Raw genomic sequence first — 18,771 nt, forward strand, 5'->3', positions numbered from 1 at the left:
GATGTTCGTCATCGTCGTGTACGACACCCTCGCTGAGCGCAACCCCCAGGTCCTGAAAACCTGCCGCCACTACCTGCACTGGGTACAACGCAGCGTCTTCCAGGGCGAACTGTCCACCGCCCAGCATCGCAGGTTCACCAATGCCATCAGAAAAGTGATCGACACGACCTACGACAGCGTCCTGATATATCGTATCCAGACCCCGATGCTCGTTGAGACCGAAAACATCGGACAGACCATCGGCAATACCAGCCCTATTCTTTGATCATGCTCTCACCTGCAGCGTTGCACTACCGCCGGACCGCTGCAAACAGCCACCTCACACCGCCACCCAGTACAGCGTTGACCTGCGACTTTACCGTCGGGTCGCTGATCATCCCTGGAGGGATAGCAACCATCTGACGCGTCAGATGCGTCTTATCAATCCGGTCGCTGATCATCCCTGGAGGGATAGCAACCACCGACGTGGGTTCAGCCGCCGGAGAAGACCCTGTCGCTGATCATCCCTGGAGGGATAGCAACCGGCTCTCGAAGCGGTGAAGGCGCGCTTGGAAGCGGGCGTCGCTGATCATCCCTGGAGGGATAGCAACTCGGGGGCGGCGCAGGCGGCCAGCGCGCGGACGTGTCGCTGATCATCCCTGGAGGGATAGCAACGCGTACTCGGGGGTGACATCGATGGAGGTGACGGAGGTCGCTGATCATCCCTGGAGGGATAGCAACCCGGCCCGTCCCGGTATTCCAGCCAGGCCAGCAGTCGCTGATCATCCCTGGAGGGATAGCAACGTGTTCATCGCGTCTTCCTGCGCGGCGTGGTCGGGTCGCTGATCATCCCTGGAGGGATAGCAACTTCGTCGACGCCGACAACCGCGACAGCGACCCCGGTCGCTGATCATCCCTGGAGGGATAGCAACCTGGAGATGCGCCAGCACGAGCTGAGCCTTCGCCTGTCGCTGATCATCCCTGGAGGGATAGCAACGTCAGGGGGCCAGCAGCCCGGCCGCGATGGCCACCCGGTCGCTGATCATCCCTGGAGGGATAGCAACACCTTGGGAGGCATGAGTGACCACGGCTGAGACCCCGGGTCGCTGATCATCCCTGGAGGGATAGCAACTCCTGCCAGAACCCGCGACATTGGGAGCTGGTGCCCCGTCGCTGATCATCCCTGGAGGGATAGCAACGTGACCTGGAAGCCGCAGACCGCACAGTCCGGGAGGTCGCTGATCATCCCTGGAGGGATAGCAACCACCGGGTCTCCCAGGTCAAGGTGGCTAGCCACCTCCAGTCGCTGATCATCCCTGGAGGGATAGCAACTTTTCCCGTCGATCGCGTCGGCGGCGATCTTGCTGGGTCGCTGATCATCCCTGGAGGGATAGCAACACATGCTCGACCGGTCCGCGAGGTGGACACCAAGTCGCTGATCATCCCTGGAGGGATAGCAACTTGATGGTGAGGTCGCCTCCCACGGTGTTGCCGATGGTCGCTGATCATCCCTGGAGGGATAGCAACACCGGCGGAGGCGAGGCGGCCGGATCGCCCGGCGGGGTCGCTGATCATCCCTGGAGGGATAGCAACATCTGGTCGACCACCTCCGGGCCCCGGGTGTCCCAGTCGCTGATCATCCCTGGAGGGATAGCAACCCGAACCCGACCCGACCGAGAAAGCTCCGTTCTGGTCGCTGATCATCCCTGGAGGGATAGCAACACGAGTTGCAGACCGGCGGCCGGTCGATCCCGCTTGTCGCTGATCATCCCTGGAGGGATAGCAACAGCACGTTCACCACGCGTTCGGCGACATGGTCGTGGTGGTCGCTGATCATCCCTGGAGGGATAGCAACCCGTGTCGGCGCTGGGCGCCTTGGCGTGGACCACGTCGCTGATCATCCCTGGAGGGATAGCAACACCCAGACCAGCAGGTCTTTCCAGACCGACAGCATGGCGTCGCTGATCATCCCTGGAGGGATAGCAACGTGCGGGCCAGCTCGGCGCGCACGGCGGCGGTCTCGAGTCGCTGATCATCCCTGGAGGGATAGCAACAACGGCTCCAGGTCCGTCGTCTTGCCGCCGCCGCGTCGCTGATCATCCCTGGAGGGATAGCAACCCGCCAAGCAGGCCGAGCAGGCGGCGACCATCAAGTCGCTGATCATCCCTGGAGGGATAGCAACGTCTCTCCTCACTTCCGGCGTGGCCGGCCTGTGGATGTCGCTGATCATCCCTGGAGGGATAGCAACGTACTCCGGTTGCTGCGGCGGCCCGTGCGATCGGGTCGCTGATCATCCCTGGAGGGATAGCAACGGCATCGGGGGCTGGTGACGGCGAACACGTGCAGGGTCGCTGATCATCCCTGGAGGGATAGCAACACCGTTCTGCAACCCGAATCGCCCCGTCCAAGGAAGTCGCTGATCATCCCTGGAGGGATAGCAACACGGGTTGGCCGCTGGTGAGGTCCACGTGGTCGGCAGTCGCTGATCATCCCTGGAGGGATAGCAACCCGCGCGCGCCGCTTTGCCCGCGGTAGGCGGGGCCGGTCGCTGATCATCCCTGGAGGGATAGCAACGGGAGGGGGATGGGGGTCAGCGGGTCTCGCGGGCGTCGCTGATCATCCCTGGAGGGATAGCAACTTCGGGCTGCCCTTGCCCGCCTTGCCGTATCCGGTCGCTGATCATCCCTGGAGGGATAGCAACCGGATCAATGACTGGCAACGCGAATGCCTGCTGTCGGGTCGCTGATCATCCCTGGAGGGATAGCAACACGACGGCGCGACCGAGGCCCGGTCTCGCCGCAAGGGGTCGCTGATCATCCCTGGAGGGATAGCAACTGCCCTCCTGGACAGCAGACGGCGACACGATGTCATGGTCGCTGATCATCCCTGGAGGGATAGCAACAGAACGTCGCGGGGGCGGCCGTCCGGCGTGATGTGTCGCTGATCATCCCTGGAGGGATAGCAACTCCTCGGTCTTGGTCTTGATCTCCTGCGAAAACTCGTCGCTGATCATCCCTGGAGGGATAGCAACATCAGAGGTTGCGTCGGTCGAGGTATTCCTCCAGTCGCTGATCATCCCTGGAGGGATAGCAACCGGTGGGGTGCGGGCTGGACAGCAGGTAGGCCATGCGTCGCTGATCATCCCTGGAGGGATAGCAACTTGTTCGCGCGGGTCGTCGACCCGCTCGCGCGGGCGCGTCGCTGATCATCCCTGGAGGGATAGCAACTCCACCGCAACGACCCCGCGCCGAACCCGATCCTGAGTCGCTGATCATCCCTGGAGGGATAGCAACACCTTCGCCGCCGCCTGCTCCTGGGCGTCGGCCAGTCGCTGATCATCCCTGGAGGGATAGCAACTACTCCGTTGGCGCTTTGGTCAACGCCACGTTGAGGTCGCTGATCATCCCTGGAGGGATAGCAACACGTGCACCGTGAACGTGGTGGCGGTGGGGGAGGGGTCGCTGATCATCCCTGGAGGGATAGCAACTTGGTGCAGGCCTCTGCTCCAGCGCCGACGGTATTGACGTCGCTGATCATCCCTGGAGGGATAGCAACCGGCGATCGGCGCCGCCAGCAGCAGCGGGACCAGGTCGCTGATCATCCCTGGAGGGATAGCAACCGCTGATGCGGTCCTCCAGCCGCGCCGCGCTGCGTCGTGTCGCTGATCATCCCTGGAGGGATAGCAACTTCAGCCGGGCCTGGTGCTCGGCGAAGTCCTCCACCGTCGCTGATCATCCCTGGAGGGATAGCAACGTGAGCTCGGGCATCTCGCTCTCCTTGATCTTCTTGGGTCGCTGATCATCCCTGGAGGGATAGCAACAGGGGTCCGATGAGGTCAAGGCGGCGTTGGAGCGGTCGCTGATCATCCCTGGAGGGATAGCAACCGGTCTCCCCGGTCCCGCAGCCGTCTGGCGGCCGCGGTCGCTGATCATCCCTGGAGGGATAGCAACGTGAGGGGACCTCCAGCAGGCCGTTGGTGTCGCGGGAGTCGCTGATCATCCCTGGAGGGATAGCAACATGAGGGCGGTTGGTGGTCAGCGGGTCTCGGCCGGGGTCGCTGATCATCCCTGGAGGGATAGCAACACGGCTCGCCGGCGGGCGAGCGGGATGCTCTCGCGTCGCTGATCATCCCTGGAGGGATAGCAACATCACGGACGGCCTCGCCGCGGTGGCGGGCGACGTCGCTGATCATCCCTGGAGGGATAGCAACCACTCGGCGATGGCCTGGTGTTCGACACCCGGCACGGTCGCTGATCATCCCTGGAGGGATAGCAACAGGACCGCGTCGCCACCCAGCGCATCGCCGCCGTCGTCGCTGATCATCCCTGGAGGGATAGCAACACGTACCGGTAGGTGGCCCGCACCTGCTCGCTCAGGTCGCTGATCATCCCTGGAGGGATAGCAACATCACGAGCGGGTCCTGAGCGGTGTCCGGCCGTGTCGTGTCGCTGATCATCCTGGAGGGATAGCAACTGCCGAGTCGGCGAGTTAACGTCTCCTCGCGCGCGGGTCGCTGATCATCCCTGGAGGGATAGCAACGCTGGCTCAACGCCGTCTACGACCTCGAACTGCTGGTCGCTGATCATCCCTGGAGGGATAGCAACCCGGTCCGGTCGGCCGCGTGACGGGTGGTCGCCCGGTCGCTGATCATCCCTGGAGGGATAGCAACAGGTGACGCCGCTGGCCAGCGCCAGCGTGCGGATGTCGCTGATTATCCCTGGAGGGATAGCAACCCGCGCAGCTGCTCCTGGGCGGCCAGGACGTCCTTGGCCGGTCGCTGATCATCCCTGGAGGGATAGCAACAAGACGGGGACGCCGATGGGCTGCCACACCTCCAGTCGCTGATCATCCCTGGAGGGATACCAACTCAGCGAGGTCCGCCCACTCGGATTCGAGGTGCCCGGTCGCTGACCATCCCTGGAGGGACAGCAACAGACCACTTCCCCGGGGATCGTGAACGGCAACGGCGATCCGCCCAACCCGCTTGGGGACCAGGAGCGGCTCGAAGGTGCTGGCCCGGCCGATGAGCATCTTGGCCAGGCGGACGAGCAACTGGCTGACGGCCTAGGCTAGGTCCCGGAGTGGATGGCATACTACGACGCCGGTGAGCACGCTGGCGCCCGCGCAGTTTCTGCCCCCGACCTGGCTTGGGCTCGGTGGCCCGGGCGGGCTGGTGAGCCGTTACTTTTGGGCAGTGCTGAAGTTGGGGGCACCCGGCTTCGACCGAGTTCGCGTCATGGACCGGGTCGGGCTCGCAGCCGCGCTGTTCGATGGGGGCGAGCCCGAGCAGGGCATCGAAGCGGCCCTGTGGGCGCTCGACGAGGAGGCCCGTGCCGACTCCACGCGCCTGGCCTCCCGGCTTAACACGCTGTCGGATGCCACCCGCTCGTGCCCCACCGCCGCGGTGAACAAGGTGCGAGCCCGGGTCAAGAATCTCGTCGCCGCGAGGCGGAAAACCGTCACAGCCTGAGATTCGTATACAGAATGGGCAAGCACAGCCGACCTAAACCACCGAACCAGCCGTCCCGGGCCGTCCCGCGCGTCGATCCGGCGGACCCGCTCGCGCCGTACAATAAGCGGCGCCGCCCGCCCCTGGACATCTACCGCCGCCACCGGCCGCTGCACGGCGGCGCCAGCCACCTTCACCCCAACCAGCCGAGGGTACTGGAGGAGTGGGACGGCTTCACCTACGTCCCTGCGGGTACGGCGCCCGACCTCGCGAGGGCACAGAAGTGGGCCAATGAGCACGAACCGGACACCGAATCCGCGGTGAGACCGTCCTTCCGGGACGCTGAGTGAGCCCGGAGGACGCGAAAAGCGCCCGCTCCTTCCGAGGGCGCACTGTTGCAAATAGATCACGATGTCACGCGGCGGGCGGAGGCCGCGAAGCGTGACGTTCTTGTTGGCGCGCGTGGCCTGCTCGCCATCCAGGCGCCGAGCGGGTCAGGTTGGGATGGTGCCTTCGACGTCACCTTCAGCATGTATCTCTGTAGCCACACGTCGGTCTCCTGGGCGCCAGCGACTCCTAACTCAACTACACAGGACTGGCTTCCCCGCCACATCGCGGTCTTCCACTGTGCTGAGATCACCCTTGCGGATGGGATGAGTTCAGCGTAATGCGACATCTTTTTCGCGGACCGAAGAATACTAATTCTTGCCGAATGCTTCTAAATGGTAATCGATGGTCAAATCGAACCTAGTCAGCAAGAAGTTGGCAAGCGCCTGCGAGACTGTAAAGAAGGGCAAGGGTCCCTCAAGGGCACGTATGCCTTCGACAGTCTGAACCGATCTTGCTCCGTCTATAGCAAGGCCTAATCCCCTACGTCTCAAGCCACGGTATGATCTTGCCGCTTCCGAGGGTTTTGCTCGAAATGGTCAGGGACAACTTCTCGTATGAGAGGCTGAGCAGATATCGATGATGAGGCACCCAACAATAGTTGTATTCTCGGCAGCGGGACCTCAACTCGGGGGAAGCAAACCCCAGACCGGGACATCACCCTCGAAACGGTAGGCGCGATCCAAGAGCGGGCGGCCCTATGGAGGAATTGGCGTGCTCTCGAACCTGTCGGCTCATGCTAGCTCCTGCCGACGGGCGTCGCACCGTGAGTGACTCCCTGACGAGCGCCCCGTGCATGAGGCTCAAGCCCATGATCGCACCGATTTCAACGACTCGACAGGCGTCGATAGGAGGAACCAGGTTGAGTCACCTGCAGCAATATTTTCGTAGCCCAGAATTAGAGCGGAAACCAGTCTCTTTTGTACTCGCGCAGCTTTGCTAGATGAGCCGCTGACGGAATAGCACCGCCGACAGGTTCGCCTCTTGTGGCCAGGGGTTCCGTGCGGCGTAGCCAGTCTTCAGGTGCAGAGCACAGCCAGCACCCTCGAGCGTGCCGACGCCATCGTGGCCCTCCCCGGTTGTCCCCGCCAACGTGTTGGCGGTGCGGGACGAAGCCGGTGTGGCTGGCTGACGTGATAGGGGTCCGGGTCTCTCGCTGATGGACATGCGAAGAGCCCTCGAGCGCATAGCTGCGAGGGCTCTTCGCTGCGCCATCCAGCGCGTACGTCGGGCTGGCCGGATTCGAACCGGCGACCCCCGCCACCCAAAGGCGGTGCGCTAGCCAAACTGCGCTACAGCCCGTCGGACGACGAGTCTAGCCTCTCGGGCGGCTCGTGAGGTGTCGAGGGTGCTTAGAGATCTTCCCAACCTTGCATGAAGCCCCCCATGATCCGGGCGGAGCTTGTTGACTCCTGGTCGATCACGGTCAGGTACCTCGTGGTTGAGTGGATATCGTTGTGGCCGAGGCGGGCTTGTACGGTGGCGAGATCTTCACCGCCACGCAGGAGGTTTGATGCGTGGCAATGACGTATGTCGTAGGGCGGGATGTAGTCGACGCCGGCTTCGGCTACCGCCTTTACCCAGATCCGGCGCCAGGTGTTCTTGCTGAGGTTCTCTGCGTTTCCCCGGAGGCGCATAGGAGGGGGGGCCTTCTTGCGCTTTGAGCTTCGAAGTTTGGCCATGCGTTCCCGTCCATACACGCGACTAGCCTGTTTGCAGCCGACGCAACCACATTTACCGGTAGCGTAGCCGGTGAGCGTTCCGTGTTTGAACGTTCGCAGGTGCTCGGCATTGGTGCGGGGGGACCGAACCTTCGCTTCGAAGGTGCCTAGTGCGTCAAGTTCTTCCTGCGTGAGCTCGTCCATGCGTCCACGTTGGCCACCTGACTCGAACATCCAGTAAGGGAAGAGCAGCTCTCCCCTCTTGATGCCATGTCTGTCGACATGGTCTTTGAGCGCCCTGGCGACGGATAGGTCGATAGTGAAAACTCGGACCGTTCCGTTCTTGGTGTAATTCTTTGTTAGGAAGCGTTCTCCGTCTGGATGAAATTCTGAAGTAATTTCTACTGTGCTCTTGGTCACCTCAAGGCGTCCGGTCTCGTAGTTCAGATCGCCTTCTACGAAGCTGATGGCCTCGCAGAATCGGACTCCCGAGTTGAAAATAAGCAGGGAAAACCGCTTGGCCTCAAGACTGGGAAGATTCTGCCGAACCCTATTGTAGGTGGGCGGATCGTAGACCTTGATGATCTTCCCTTTGCCCTTGCTCCTTCCGCCCCCTGTGAGCCGGATGCCGGCCACCGGGTTGTCGCCCGTGATGTACCGCTGGCGCTTGGCTAGCCCGAACATCGAAGAGAGCATCGTCTTGGTGTGAGCGATGGACGAGTGCCCTGCCCCTTCCTCCGCAAGGATCACCGTCAGTAGTTGGGTGAGCACTTCGTTGTCCACCTCGATCAGACGACGGTCGCCGATGTAGGGGTCCACGTGGCAGCGGAACAGTCCCGCGTAGTTCATCTTGGAGCCGGGTTCGATGCCGTGCTCGTCGAGGAACTTCCAGAAAAATTGCCTGACGGTGATCTTGGCCTTCTCGGCGGGGCTGGTGACAGTCAGGCGACTGGCGGCGTGCTTCTCGGCCGCGAGAGCGACCTCGCGGGCCTTGTCCTGATCATCGAAGGTTCCGGCCGACTTGTACTTGCCGTTCACGGCCTTGTACATGCCGGTGTAGCGGATGGCGCCGTTCTTCTGGGGGCGCTCCATCGTGTATGCCAGGGGGGACCTCCTGTGGTTCGCGCGTTAGAGAGTGCGTTAGATGGCGGCACCTCCACGAGGCTCCATCAGACTGCACGGACCAACATGATCATGCTTTGACCTGCGGTTTTAGGACTCAATGTAGTGCACGCTTCGAGTGTTGAGCCAATTTTGGGTGCAGGAGATCATCGGTTCAAATCCGGTCACCCCGACACGAGCCGAACGCGGCCTCGGCCGCCGTGCGGGGGCGCGGCGATCCGGGGTGTCGTGACCCTATACAGAAGGTGAGATCGCCGTTTCGCCCGACGTGGGTTCGGATACGGGTCGTTATGCCGCGAGGTCGGACATTTTTATGCAGGCCATCGCGGCCCACACCGTATCCATGCCATCTATGGCATCTACGGCTCTACCGCTCTCCTGCGGCCGTCGTCAGCGCTCGGCGCCGAACAGGGCCCAGACGGCCTTGCCGCCCTCGTCCAGCGCGTCCCAGCCCCAGCACGTGCTGTAGGTCTCGACGATGTGGAGGCCGCGCCCGTGCTCGGAGATGAAGTCCGGCTCCTTGGGCGTCGGGATCTCGTCGCTCGGATCCGACACGGCCAGCAGCACGTGCGGCGCGAGGCGCAGCAGGATCAGCGTGATCGGGTGGTCCTGCGGGCGGAGCGGCGCGCGGCTCCCGTACCGTACGGCGTTGGTGACCAGCTCCGATACCACCAGCGCGGCGTCATCGCAGAGCTTGGCCAGTCCCCACCTGTCGAGGGTCGTGCGGGTGACGTCACGGGCCATTTTCACTGAGTCGGCCTGCGGGCGCAGGGGGCAGGTGGTGGTGTCACGGCGTAGAGCCGACCGCATTAGCCCCTGAAAATCCACGTTACGGACCGGGGTGAGACAGTGGGCCGCGGATACCGGTTCCAGCATCCCGCTGATACCTCCCGCCGTCATTGTGAGTCTCCGCCGCCTGTCGTCTCTTATACGAGTTAGTGCACCTTTAGCCCAATATGCACTAGGCCATCATGGGTCAGTATTGCGCCACGTGCAAGACCCAAATGCACGTGCAGTTGCGCCGTGCATACGCAAGAGCCCGGATGGACGCGCTCCGTGAGCGAACGGGCTTGCATCGGTGAAAGGGACAGCGGGACCAGACCTTGTCACGGGGGCCGGAAGTGGTGACACTGTGTTGGCTGGCACGAGTAGAGCGCGAGAAGAGAAGGAGGCCGAAATGACTCAGTTCCAGCCTGGCTCCGGTCCGACGGCCCTCCGCATCCTCTTGGGAACGCAGCTCCGCCGGCTCCGCGAAGAGAAGGGCATCTCCCGCGAGGACGCAGGCCATGTGATCCGCGGCTCCGAGTCCAAGATCAGCAGGATGGAGCTCGGACGGGTCGGCTTCAAGGAGCGCGACGTCGCCGATCTGCTCACCTACTACGGGGTGGCGGAGGGCGAGGCGCGGTCGGCCGTCATGAACCTCCTCGAGCGGGCCAACGAACCCGGCTGGTGGCACCGCTTCAACGACCTCCTCCCGTCCTGGTTCCAGGCCTACGTCGGCCTGGAGGAAGCCGCCGCGCGCATCCGCACGTACGAGGTCCAGTTCGTGCCCGGCCTGCTCCAGACCAAGGAGTACGCTCGCGCGGTGATCACCGCCGGGTCCGCCGGCATCGGCGCCGCCGAGATCTCCCGCCGCGTCGACCTGCGCATGGAGCGCCAGCGCGTCCTCGACCGCGGCGACGGCCCGGTCTTCTGGGCCGTGATCGACGAGGCGGCGCTGCGGCGGCCGATCGGCGGGGCCGACGTCATGCGGGGCCAGCTCGAACACCTGCTGGAGCTCATGCGCCAGCCCAACATCACCATTCAGGTGATGCCGTTCAGCTTCGGCGGGCACAGCGCCGAGGGCGGCGCCTTCAGCGTCCTGCGCTTCAACGACCACGAACTGCCCGACATCGTGTACGTCGAGCAACTCGCGAGCGCCCTCTACCTGGACAAACGCGAGGAAGTGGACCGTTACAGCGAGGTCATGGAACGCTTGTGCGCGGCGAGTACCACCCCCGAGGCAACCGTCGACATCCTGCAGAAGATCATCTCTGACATAATCTGACGCCTGTCGATGACGCCGGAGGCGCCCATCTGCCCTAGACTGGCATGCGGCGCTGGACACCCGCCACAGTTGCGCACGCCCGGACAGGTTGTGCCCGTTGGCCCGTGCACTGAGCCGCCCAAGTGGGCGCGGCACGCGATCGTGTCGCGGTGGCCGTACGGCACGACGCGCCCGCGATCACCAGAAGCTTGATCAAGGAGACCACCCCGTGAAGACCGCTGTCGAGGAGCTCAGCCCCACCCGGGTCAAGCTCACCGTCGAGGTGCCGTTCGAGGAGCTCGAGACGAGCATGCAGGCGGCGTACAAGAAGGTCGCGCAGCAGGTGCGCGTGCCCGGCTTCCGCCCCGGCAAGGTTCCCGCCCGCATCATCGAGCAGCGCTTCGGCCGCGCGGTGGTCCTGGAGGAGACGCTCAACGACGCCCTGCCGAAGCTGTACGGCAAGGCCGTCGACGAGAGCGACGTCTTCCCGGTCAGCCAGCCCGAGATCGAGGTCACCCGCATCGACGACGGCGAGGAGGTCGAGTTCACCGCCGAGGTCGACGTGCGCCCGGCCTTCGAGGTCCCGGCCTACGAAGGGCTCGAGGTCACCGTCCCCTCCGCCGAGGTCGCCGACGAGGACGTCGACGTCCAGATCGACGCCCTGCGCCAGCGCTTCGCCACGTTGGCCGGCGTCGAGCGCCCCGCCGCCAACGGCGACTACGTCGTCATGGACCTCGCGGCCACGATCGACGGCGAGAACATCGAAGAGCAGCAGGCCGCGGACGTCTCCTACGAGGTCGGCGCGGGCTCGGTGCTGCAGGGCCTGGACGACGCCCTGGTCGGCATGGCCGCGGGCGACGAGAAGACCTTCACCACCACGCTCGTGGGCGGCGAGAACGCCGGCGAGGAAGCCGACGTCACCATCAAGGTGAAGAACGTCAAAGAGAAGATCCTCCCCGAGCTGGACGACGAGTTCGCCGGCCTGGCCAGCGAGTTCGACACACTGGAGGAGCTGCGCGGCAGCATCGGCGAGCAGGCCCGCCGCAACAAGCTCGTCGACCAGGTCGTGCAGGCCCGCGAGAACGCCCTGACGGCCCTGCTCGACCAGATCGACATCCCGCTGCCCGACAGCGCGCTGAAGGCCGAGCTCGACGCTCGCAAGCACAACCTGGAGCACCAGGTCGCCGAGAGCGGCCTGAGCCGCGAAGCCTTCTTCCGGCTCTACCAGACCACCGAGGAAGAGCGGTTCGCCGAGTTCGAAGAGAACTCCCGCAAGGCGATCAAGACCGGCTTCGTGCTCGACAAGATCGTCAAGCAGGAGGACCTCGGGGTCAGCGAGCAGGAGCTGACCAACTTCGTGGTGCGCCGCGCCGCGCAGCTGGGCGTCGCCCCGAACACCCTCGCCCAGCACCTCGCCGACAACGACCAGCTCACGCTGGCCATGGTCGAGATCGTCCGTGACAAGGCCAAGACCGTCATCGGCGACGCCGCCAAGGTGACCGACGAGGCCGGCAACGAGGTCGACCTCAAGGCCATCTACGCCGAGCTCAACGCCGAGCAGGAAGGCGCGCCGGTCGCCGCCGAGGCCGCCGAGTGACCGAGGCGCCTCTCGCCTGACGCGCCCGCCGCGTCCCCGAGGTGATCGTCCATGCCCTCATCGTGATCCGTCACGGTGAGGGCATCGTCGTATCCGGGCCATATCAAGCGGATATGAGCACCCTTGGGTGACTTTTGGGGTGATTCTTACGACAGCGAGGGGACCGTGGGCGCGGCCGCGTGAGCGACTCGCCCGGGCCCAGCGGAGAAACCGCACGACCTGCACGCCACGGGTCAAGGTCGGCGCCGCGGCGCGGCGCCATCTCATCCACCAGCCGGAGCTGGAAGAACGCCGGCGCGCGCCCGATTCGCACGGACCTCATGGCACCTGCGCCGACAGCGAACAGTGTTGAGACGCGGCCTGACCGGTCGTTGCCGCGCGTTAAGGTCACAAGCAAAGCCCATCGATTACGACGCATCGGAAGGTGACGCTGTGACCAGCCCGCCGACCTCATACCAGCCCACCAGCTTCGGGCCGCAGTCGCGTGGCCGTGAGAACGGCTCATTCCGGCTTGAGGACCAGCTTTACAACCGTCTGCTGCGTGAGCGCATCGTGGTGCTCGGCACCCAGGTGGACGACGAGGTCGCCAACCGCATCTGCGCCGAGCTCCTGCTCCTGGCCGCGGACGACGCCGATCGGGACATCTGGCTCTACATCAACTCTCCTGGCGGTTCGGTGACTGCCGGCATGGCGATTTACGACATGATGGAGTATGTGCCGAACAATGTCTGCACGGTCGCCATGGGGCTGGCCGCCTCGATGGGCCAGTTCCTGCTGTGCGCCGGGGCACACGGCAAGCGGTACGCTCTGCCGCACGCCCGCATCATGATGCACCAGCCCTCCGGCGGCATCGGCGGCACCGCGGCGGACATCGCGATCCAGGCAGAGCAGATGCTCTACGTCAAGAAGACCTTGGCCGAGCGCATCGCCCACCACACCGGCCAGCTCCTCGACCAGATCGAGAGGGACTCCGACCGGGACCGCTGGTTCACCGCCGAGGAAGCCAAGGACTACGGCTTCATCGACCACGTCGTGCGCAGTGCGCGGCAGGTGCCCTCCGAAGGCGCCGTCTCCTGAAGGGACAATTCGTGAGTGATCTGATCCGGCCGGGAGACATCAACGGCCGTTACATCATCCCTTCGTTCGTCGAACGCACCACGTACGGCGTCAAGGAGATGAACCCTTACAACAAGCTCTTCGAGGACCGCATCATCTTCCTCGGAGTGCAGATCGACGACGCGTCGGCGAACGACGTGATGGCCCAGCTCCTGACGCTGGAGTCACTCGACCCCGATCGCGACATCAGCATCTACATCAACTCGCCGGGCGGTTCGTTCACCGCCATGACGGCGATCTACGACACGATGCAGTTCGTCCGCCCGGAGATCCAGACGGTCTGCCTCGGCCAGGCGGCCTCGGCCGCGGCCGTGCTCCTGGCCGGCGGCACCCCGGGCAAGAGGTTCGCGCTTCCGAACGCCCGCATGCTGATCCACCAGCCCTCCACCGAGGGCGGCGGCCAGGGCAGCGACATCGAGATCCAGGCCCGCGAGATCCTGCGCATGCGCTCGCTCCTGGAGGAACTCGTCGCCCGCCACTCCGGCAAGTCGCCGGAGGAGGTGCGTCGTGACATCGAGCGCGACAAGATTCTCAACGCCGACGAGGCCAAGCAGTACGGCCTGATCGACGACATCATCCCCTCACGGAAGAAGCGCGCTCAAGCGGTTGCTTCCTGAGGTCGCGGATCGCACCGGAACGGTGCCCAATTGGGCACGTTCCGGTGCGACTCACCGCTAGGGGGCGCACGGAGGGCCCAGAAGACGGTAACGTCGAAACCTGAGCGGGATGACTTTTCGGACCGAGTCCGCAAGATTCGGATCGCGGAGCAGGCGGTCCCACGCAAAGGAGTATCTGGGGTGGCACGCATCGGCGACGGCGGAGACCTGCTGAAGTGCTCGTTCTGCGGGAAGAGCCAGAAGCAAGTCAAGAAGCTCATCGCCGGACCAGGCGTCTACATCTGCGATGAGTGCATCGATCTCTGCAACGAGATCATCGAGGAGGAGCTCTCCGAGTCCTCCGAGCTCAAGTGGGACAGTCTCCCCAAGCCGAGAGAGATCTTCGAGTTCCTGGACGCCTACGTCATCGGCCAGGACAAGGCGAAAAAGGCCCTCTCGGTCGCGGTGTACAACCACTACAAGCGGGTGCAGTCCGGCGAGCGCGGCCGGGACGACGGTCTGGAGGTGGGGAAGTCCAACATCCTGTTGCTCGGCCCGACGGGCTCGGGCAAGACCTTGCTCGCGCAGACCCTCGCGAAGATGCTGAACGTGCCGTTCGCCATCGCGGACGCCACGGCGCTCACCGAGGCCGGCTACGTCGGCGAGGACGTCGAGAACATCCTTCTCAAGCTCATCCAGGCGGCCGACTACGACGTCAAGAAGGCCGAGACGGGCATCATCTACATCGACGAGGTCGACAAGATAGCCCGTAAGAGCGAGAACCCCTCGATCACCCGCGACGTCTCGGGCGAGGGCGTGCAGCAGGCCCTGCTGAAGATCCTTGAGGGTACGACCGCCTCGGTCCCGCCCCAAGGCGGCCGCAAGCATCCGCACCAGGAGTTCATCCAGATCGACACCACCAACGTGCTGTTCATCTGCGGTGGTGCGTTCGCGGGCCTCGAAAAGATCATCGAGTCGCGCATCGGCAAGAAGGGGATCGGCTTCAACGCCATCATCCACTCCAAGGACGAGATCGACGCCTCGGACATCTTCTCCGACGTCATGCCGGAGGACCTGCTGAAGTTCGGCATGATCCCCGAGTTCGTCGGCCGTTTGCCGATCATCACCAGCGTCCACAACCTCGACCGCGACGCGCTGATCCAGATCCTCACCGAGCCCAGGAACGCGCTGGTGAAGCAGTACCGCCGGCTGTTCGAGCTGGACAACGTCGAACTCGAGTTCACCGACGACGCCCTGGAGGCCATCGCCGACCAGGCGATCCTGCGCGGCACCGGTGCCCGTGGCCTGCGCGCAATCATGGAGGAAGTCCTCCTGTCGGTGATGTACGAAGTGCCCTCCCGCCAGGACGTCGCGCGCGTCGTCATCACCCGCGAGTCGGTGCTGGAGCACGTCAACCCAACCCTGGTGCCACGCGACCAGCTCAACGCCAAGCAGCAGCGCACCCCCAGGGAGAAGTCCGCCTGACAGGCTGGGCTTTCACATCGATCTCAGCCTCATGATCGTGTGAGCGGAGGGGCGACCGCTCACCCGTCATGACCCCTCACGTGTCCCACGTGTCCGAGGCGACGGTCCGCCTCTCGACAGGCGTGTGCCATTCCGGTGCCCGGCACGTTACGTAACGTAGTATGCCGTACTTATAGGCTCGCCGAATGTGGTTTTTTGTGCCGCAAGCCCGTATATCCGATTACGGGCGGGCGACGAGGCGACGCGGGCAAGCCGGCGGCCTCCCTACAATTGGTGACTGTGACAACGCCTGAGCTGCCAACCCAATACGCACCCGCCGACGTCGAGACCCAGAGCTACGAGCGCTGGGTATCCGAGGGTTACTTCACGGCGGACGTAGGCAGCGAGCGCGAGTCGTACTCCATAGTCCTGCCGCCGCCCAACGTCACCGGCGTCCTCCACATCGGCCACGCCCTCGACCACTCGATCCAGGACGCGCTGACGCGGCGCGCCCGCATGCGGGGTTTCGAGACCCTCTGGCTCCCCGGCATGGACCACGCCGGCATCGCCACGCAGAACGTCGTCGAGCGCGAGCTGGCCAAGCAGGGCCTCTCGCGGCACGATCTCGGCCGCGAGGCCTTCGTCGACCGGGTCTGGCAGTGGAAGGAGGAGTCCGGCGGGCGCATCCTCAGCCAGATGACCAAGCTCGGCGACGGCGTCGACTGGTCACGCGAGCGGTTCACCATGGACGAAGGGCTCTCCCGCGCCGTCCAGACCATCTTCAAGCGCCTCTTCGACGACGGCCTGATCTACCGCGCCGAGCGCATCATCAACTGGTGCCCCCGGTGCCTGACCGCCCTGTCCGACATCGAGGTCGACCACTCCGACGACGAGGGCGAGCTCATCTCCATCCGCTACGGCGACGGCGACGCGTCCATCGTGGTCGCCACCACCCGCGCCGAGACCATGCTCGGAGACACGGCCGTGGCCGTGCACCCCGACGACCAGCGCTACTCCCACCTGGTCGGCACGACCGTCGAGCTGCCCTTCACCGGGCGGATGATCCCCATCGTGGCCGACGAGCACGTCGACCCCGCGTTCGGCACCGGTGCCGTCAAGGTCACCCCGGCGCACGACCCGAACGACTTCGAGATCGGCCGCCGCCACGGGCTGCCCTCGCTCACCGTCATGGACGAGCGCGGCGTCATCACCGCCCACGGCCCGTTCCAGGGGCTCGACCGCTTCGAGGCCAGGCCCGCCGTGGTCGCCGCGCTGCGGGCCGAGGGGCGCATCGTCGCCGAGAAGCGCCCGTACATCCACGCGGTCGGCCACTGCTCCCGCTGCAAGACCGTCGTCGAGCCGCGGCTGTCCCTGCAGTGGTTCGTCAACGTCCAGCCGCTGGCCAAGGCCGCCGGCGACGCCGTCCGCGACGGCCGCACCCGCATCCACCCGCCCGAGCTCGCCAAGCGCTACTTCGACTGGGTCGACGACATGCACGACTGGTGCATCTCACGACAGCTCTGGTGGGGGCACCGCATCCCCGTCTGGTACGGCCCCGAGGGCGAGGTCGTCTGCGTCGGCCCCGACGAGGAGGCGCCGCCCGGCTACGTCCAGGACGCCGACGTGCTGGACACCTGGTTCTCCTCGGGCCTGTGGCCCTTCTCCACCCTCGGCTGGCCCGACCGCACCCCCGAACTGGAGCGCTTCTACCCCACCACCGTCCTGGTGACGGGGTACGACATCCTGTTCTTCTGGGTCGCCCGCATGATGATGTTCGGGCTGTACGCCATGGACGGCACCCCGCCGTTCCAGACCGTCGCGCTGCACGGCATCGTGCGCGACCAGTTCGGCAAGAAGATGTCGAAGTCGTCCGGTAACGTCGTCGACCCCCTCGACTGGATCAGCCGGTACGGCGCGGACGCGACCCGCTTCACGCTGCTGAGGGGCGCGAGCCCGGGCTCGGACGTCGCGATCAGCGAGGACTGGGTCGCGGGGGCGCGCAACTTCTGCAACAAGATCTGGAACGCGACGCGGTTCGCGCTGATGAACGGCGCCACCACCGCGGCCGACCTCCCCGCCCCGGCGGATCTCACCGTCGCCGACCGCTGGGTCCTGTCCCGCCTGCAGGCCGTGGTCGCCGCCGTGAACGCCGGGTACGACGACTACGAGTTCGCGAAGATCTCCGACCAGCTCTACCACTTCGCCTGGGACGAGGTCTGCGACTGGTACGTCGAGCTGGCCAAGATCCAGATCAGCGCCGGGGGCGAGGTGGCCGACCGCACGCGCCTGGTGCTGGGCCACGTCTTCGACGCCCTGCTCCGGCTTCTGCACCCGATCGTGCCCTTCGTCACCGAGGAGCTCTGGCGGGCGCTCACCGGCGGCCCGTCCGTCATGACGGCCCCCTGGCCCGAGCCCGCGCACGCGTACGCCGACCAACCCGCCGAGAACGAGATCGCCGCCTTGCAGGAGCTCGTCACCGAGGTCCGGCGCTTCCGGTCCGACCAGGGGCTGAAGCCCGGCCAGCGGGTGGCGGCACGGCTCAGATTCGGCGGCACGGCCCTCGCGGCGCACGAGGTGGCCATCCGGTCCCTGCTGCGGCTGGACGACCCCACGGCGTCCTTTACGGCCACCGCGAGGCTCGCTGTGGGTGAGGAGGCCGTGGTCGAGCTCGACACGGCCGGAGCCATCGACGTCGCGGCCGAGCGCAGGCGCCTGGAGAAGGACCTCACGGCCGCGCGCAAGGAGTCCGCGCAGGCGGCGGGCAAGCTGGGCAACGAGCAGTTCATGTCGAAGGCGCCCGACGACGTCGTGGCGAAGGTCCGCGCGCGCGCCGCCCAGGCCGACGCCGACATCGCCCGGCTCGAAGCCCAGCTGGCGGCCCTGCCGGCGAGCTGACGCACGCCGAAGAGCCCGTGGTCCTGGCGGACCGCGGGCTCTTCGGCGTCTGGGGGAATACCCCGAATGTCGAAGGTTTGGGCAGGGGTGACCCGGGAATAACCGCAAGCTTGCCGAAGATGTTCATGGCACGCGCGCGTCGGTGCTAGAGTTCTGTCTCGCAGGGCGACGCACAACTCCGCTCCACAAGGGCGGAGGCTCCGGGAATCCATCGGATCCTGGAGGTGCTACGCTCATCTGCACTCCCAAAGACCTACCTTGCTTGAGTTCGGCTGGCTTTGACGCAGCCACTTGATCAGGGTAAGTTAGTGGAGTTGCCCTGGGGACGGGGCGGCCTGAATGCTAGTGGGTTTGCTGGGTCGCAAGTCAAGTGCTGGTAACGGCGCGATTTGCTGGCGGTCAAGCGACTTGATAGCCTGAAGGCACACGAGATGGAAGCCCCGGAGTTCGGATCCCTGGTCGGGTTCGGGTGATGGTGT

Annotated in this window: 11 protein-coding genes, 1 tRNA gene and 1 CRISPR repeat array; of the genes, 9 read left to right on the top strand and 3 right to left on the bottom strand. The window is 65.0% G+C overall.

The features are described 5' to 3' along the window. The first annotated feature begins 1 nt into the window (after position 1). The 3 genes from cas2 to AB0M95_RS36335 all read left to right on the top strand — a co-directional run bounded on the left by cas2 (position 2) and on the right by AB0M95_RS36335 (position 5,778). Complete coding sequence (gene cas2 / locus AB0M95_RS36325) at positions 2-265, top strand: CRISPR-associated endonuclease Cas2 (protein ID WP_358526036.1); 264 nt, start codon at positions 2-4, stop codon at positions 263-265. Between the two features lie 100 nt (positions 266-365). After that, a CRISPR array of direct repeats spans positions 366-4,912; the repeat unit is 30 nt; unit sequence GTCGCTGATCATCCCTGGAGGGATAGCAAC. 171 nt (positions 4,913-5,083) lie between these two features. Continuing rightward, complete coding sequence (locus tag AB0M95_RS36330; protein ID WP_358527334.1) at positions 5,084-5,449, top strand: hypothetical protein; 366 nt, start codon at positions 5,084-5,086, stop codon at positions 5,447-5,449. Positions 5,450-5,463: 14 nt separating this feature from the next. Continuing rightward, the gene (locus AB0M95_RS36335; protein ID WP_358527337.1) at positions 5,464-5,778 is read left to right on the top strand and encodes a DUF6087 family protein; all 315 of its coding nucleotides are present in this window, start codon (positions 5,464-5,466) and stop codon (positions 5,776-5,778) included. A 1,264-nt stretch (positions 5,779-7,042) separates the two neighbouring features. On the opposite strand, the gene AB0M95_RS36340 is transcribed toward AB0M95_RS36335, so the two are convergent. From AB0M95_RS36340 to AB0M95_RS36350, 3 genes are all read right to left on the bottom strand, one after another. Beyond that, positions 7,043-7,117 (bottom strand) — tRNA-Pro (locus AB0M95_RS36340). Positions 7,118-7,167: 50 nt separating this feature from the next. Beyond that, entirely contained in the window at positions 7,168-8,568 is a 1,401-nt protein-coding gene (locus AB0M95_RS36345) for a tyrosine-type recombinase/integrase (protein ID WP_358527340.1), read from the bottom strand. Positions 8,569-8,988: 420 nt separating this feature from the next. Next, positions 8,989-9,408, bottom strand: coding sequence for an ATP-binding protein (locus AB0M95_RS36350; RefSeq protein WP_358527343.1), 420 nt, complete (start codon positions 9,406-9,408; stop codon positions 8,989-8,991). A 367-nt stretch (positions 9,409-9,775) separates the two neighbouring features. On the opposite strand from AB0M95_RS36350, the gene AB0M95_RS36355 reads away from it, so the two are divergent. The 6 genes from AB0M95_RS36355 (at position 9,776) to AB0M95_RS36380 (ending at position 18,292) form a co-directional block, all read left to right on the top strand. Next, the gene (locus AB0M95_RS36355) at positions 9,776-10,645 is read left to right on the top strand and encodes a helix-turn-helix transcriptional regulator (RefSeq protein ID WP_363774844.1); all 870 of its coding nucleotides are present in this window, start codon (positions 9,776-9,778) and stop codon (positions 10,643-10,645) included. A 208-nt stretch (positions 10,646-10,853) separates the two neighbouring features. Next, entirely contained in the window at positions 10,854-12,221 is a 1,368-nt protein-coding gene (gene tig, locus AB0M95_RS36360) for a trigger factor (protein ID WP_363774847.1), read from the top strand. A 432-nt stretch (positions 12,222-12,653) separates the two neighbouring features. Beyond that, the gene (locus AB0M95_RS36365; protein ID WP_358527349.1) at positions 12,654-13,298 is read left to right on the top strand and encodes an ATP-dependent Clp protease proteolytic subunit; all 645 of its coding nucleotides are present in this window, start codon (positions 12,654-12,656) and stop codon (positions 13,296-13,298) included. A gap of 11 nt (positions 13,299-13,309) precedes the next feature. Next, positions 13,310-13,954, top strand: coding sequence for an ATP-dependent Clp protease proteolytic subunit (locus tag AB0M95_RS36370; RefSeq protein WP_114033079.1), 645 nt, complete (start codon positions 13,310-13,312; stop codon positions 13,952-13,954). 180 nt (positions 13,955-14,134) lie between these two features. After that, positions 14,135-15,418: an ATP-dependent Clp protease ATP-binding subunit ClpX gene (clpX, locus tag AB0M95_RS36375; RefSeq protein WP_114033080.1), complete on the top strand. Its 1,284-nt coding sequence runs from the start codon at positions 14,135-14,137 to the stop codon at positions 15,416-15,418. A 279-nt stretch (positions 15,419-15,697) separates the two neighbouring features. Beyond that, complete coding sequence (locus AB0M95_RS36380; RefSeq protein ID WP_363774851.1) at positions 15,698-18,292, top strand: valine--tRNA ligase; 2,595 nt, start codon at positions 15,698-15,700, stop codon at positions 18,290-18,292. Positions 18,293-18,771: the final 479 nt, after the last annotated feature.

The organism is Sphaerisporangium sp. NPDC051017, from assembly GCF_040683095.1.
In the GTDB taxonomy this organism is placed as follows: Bacteria; Actinomycetota; Actinomycetes; order Streptosporangiales; family Streptosporangiaceae; genus Sphaerisporangium.

Bases quoted from the DNA above. Each gene is read 5' to 3' on its own strand.
- cas2 (WP_358526036.1), top strand. From the start codon at position 2: ATGTTCGTCATCGTCGTGTACGACACCCTCGCTGAGCGCAACCCCCAG.
- AB0M95_RS36335 (WP_358527337.1), top strand. From the start codon at position 5,464: ATGGGCAAGCACAGCCGACCTAAACCACCGAACCAGCCGTCCCGGGCC.
- AB0M95_RS36345 (WP_358527340.1), bottom strand. From the start codon at position 8,568: ATGGAGCGCCCCCAGAAGAACGGCGCCATCCGCTACACCGGCATGTAC.
- AB0M95_RS36350 (WP_358527343.1), bottom strand. From the start codon at position 9,408: ATGCGGTCGGCTCTACGCCGTGACACCACCACCTGCCCCCTGCGCCCG.
- AB0M95_RS36355 (WP_363774844.1), top strand. From the start codon at position 9,776: ATGACTCAGTTCCAGCCTGGCTCCGGTCCGACGGCCCTCCGCATCCTC.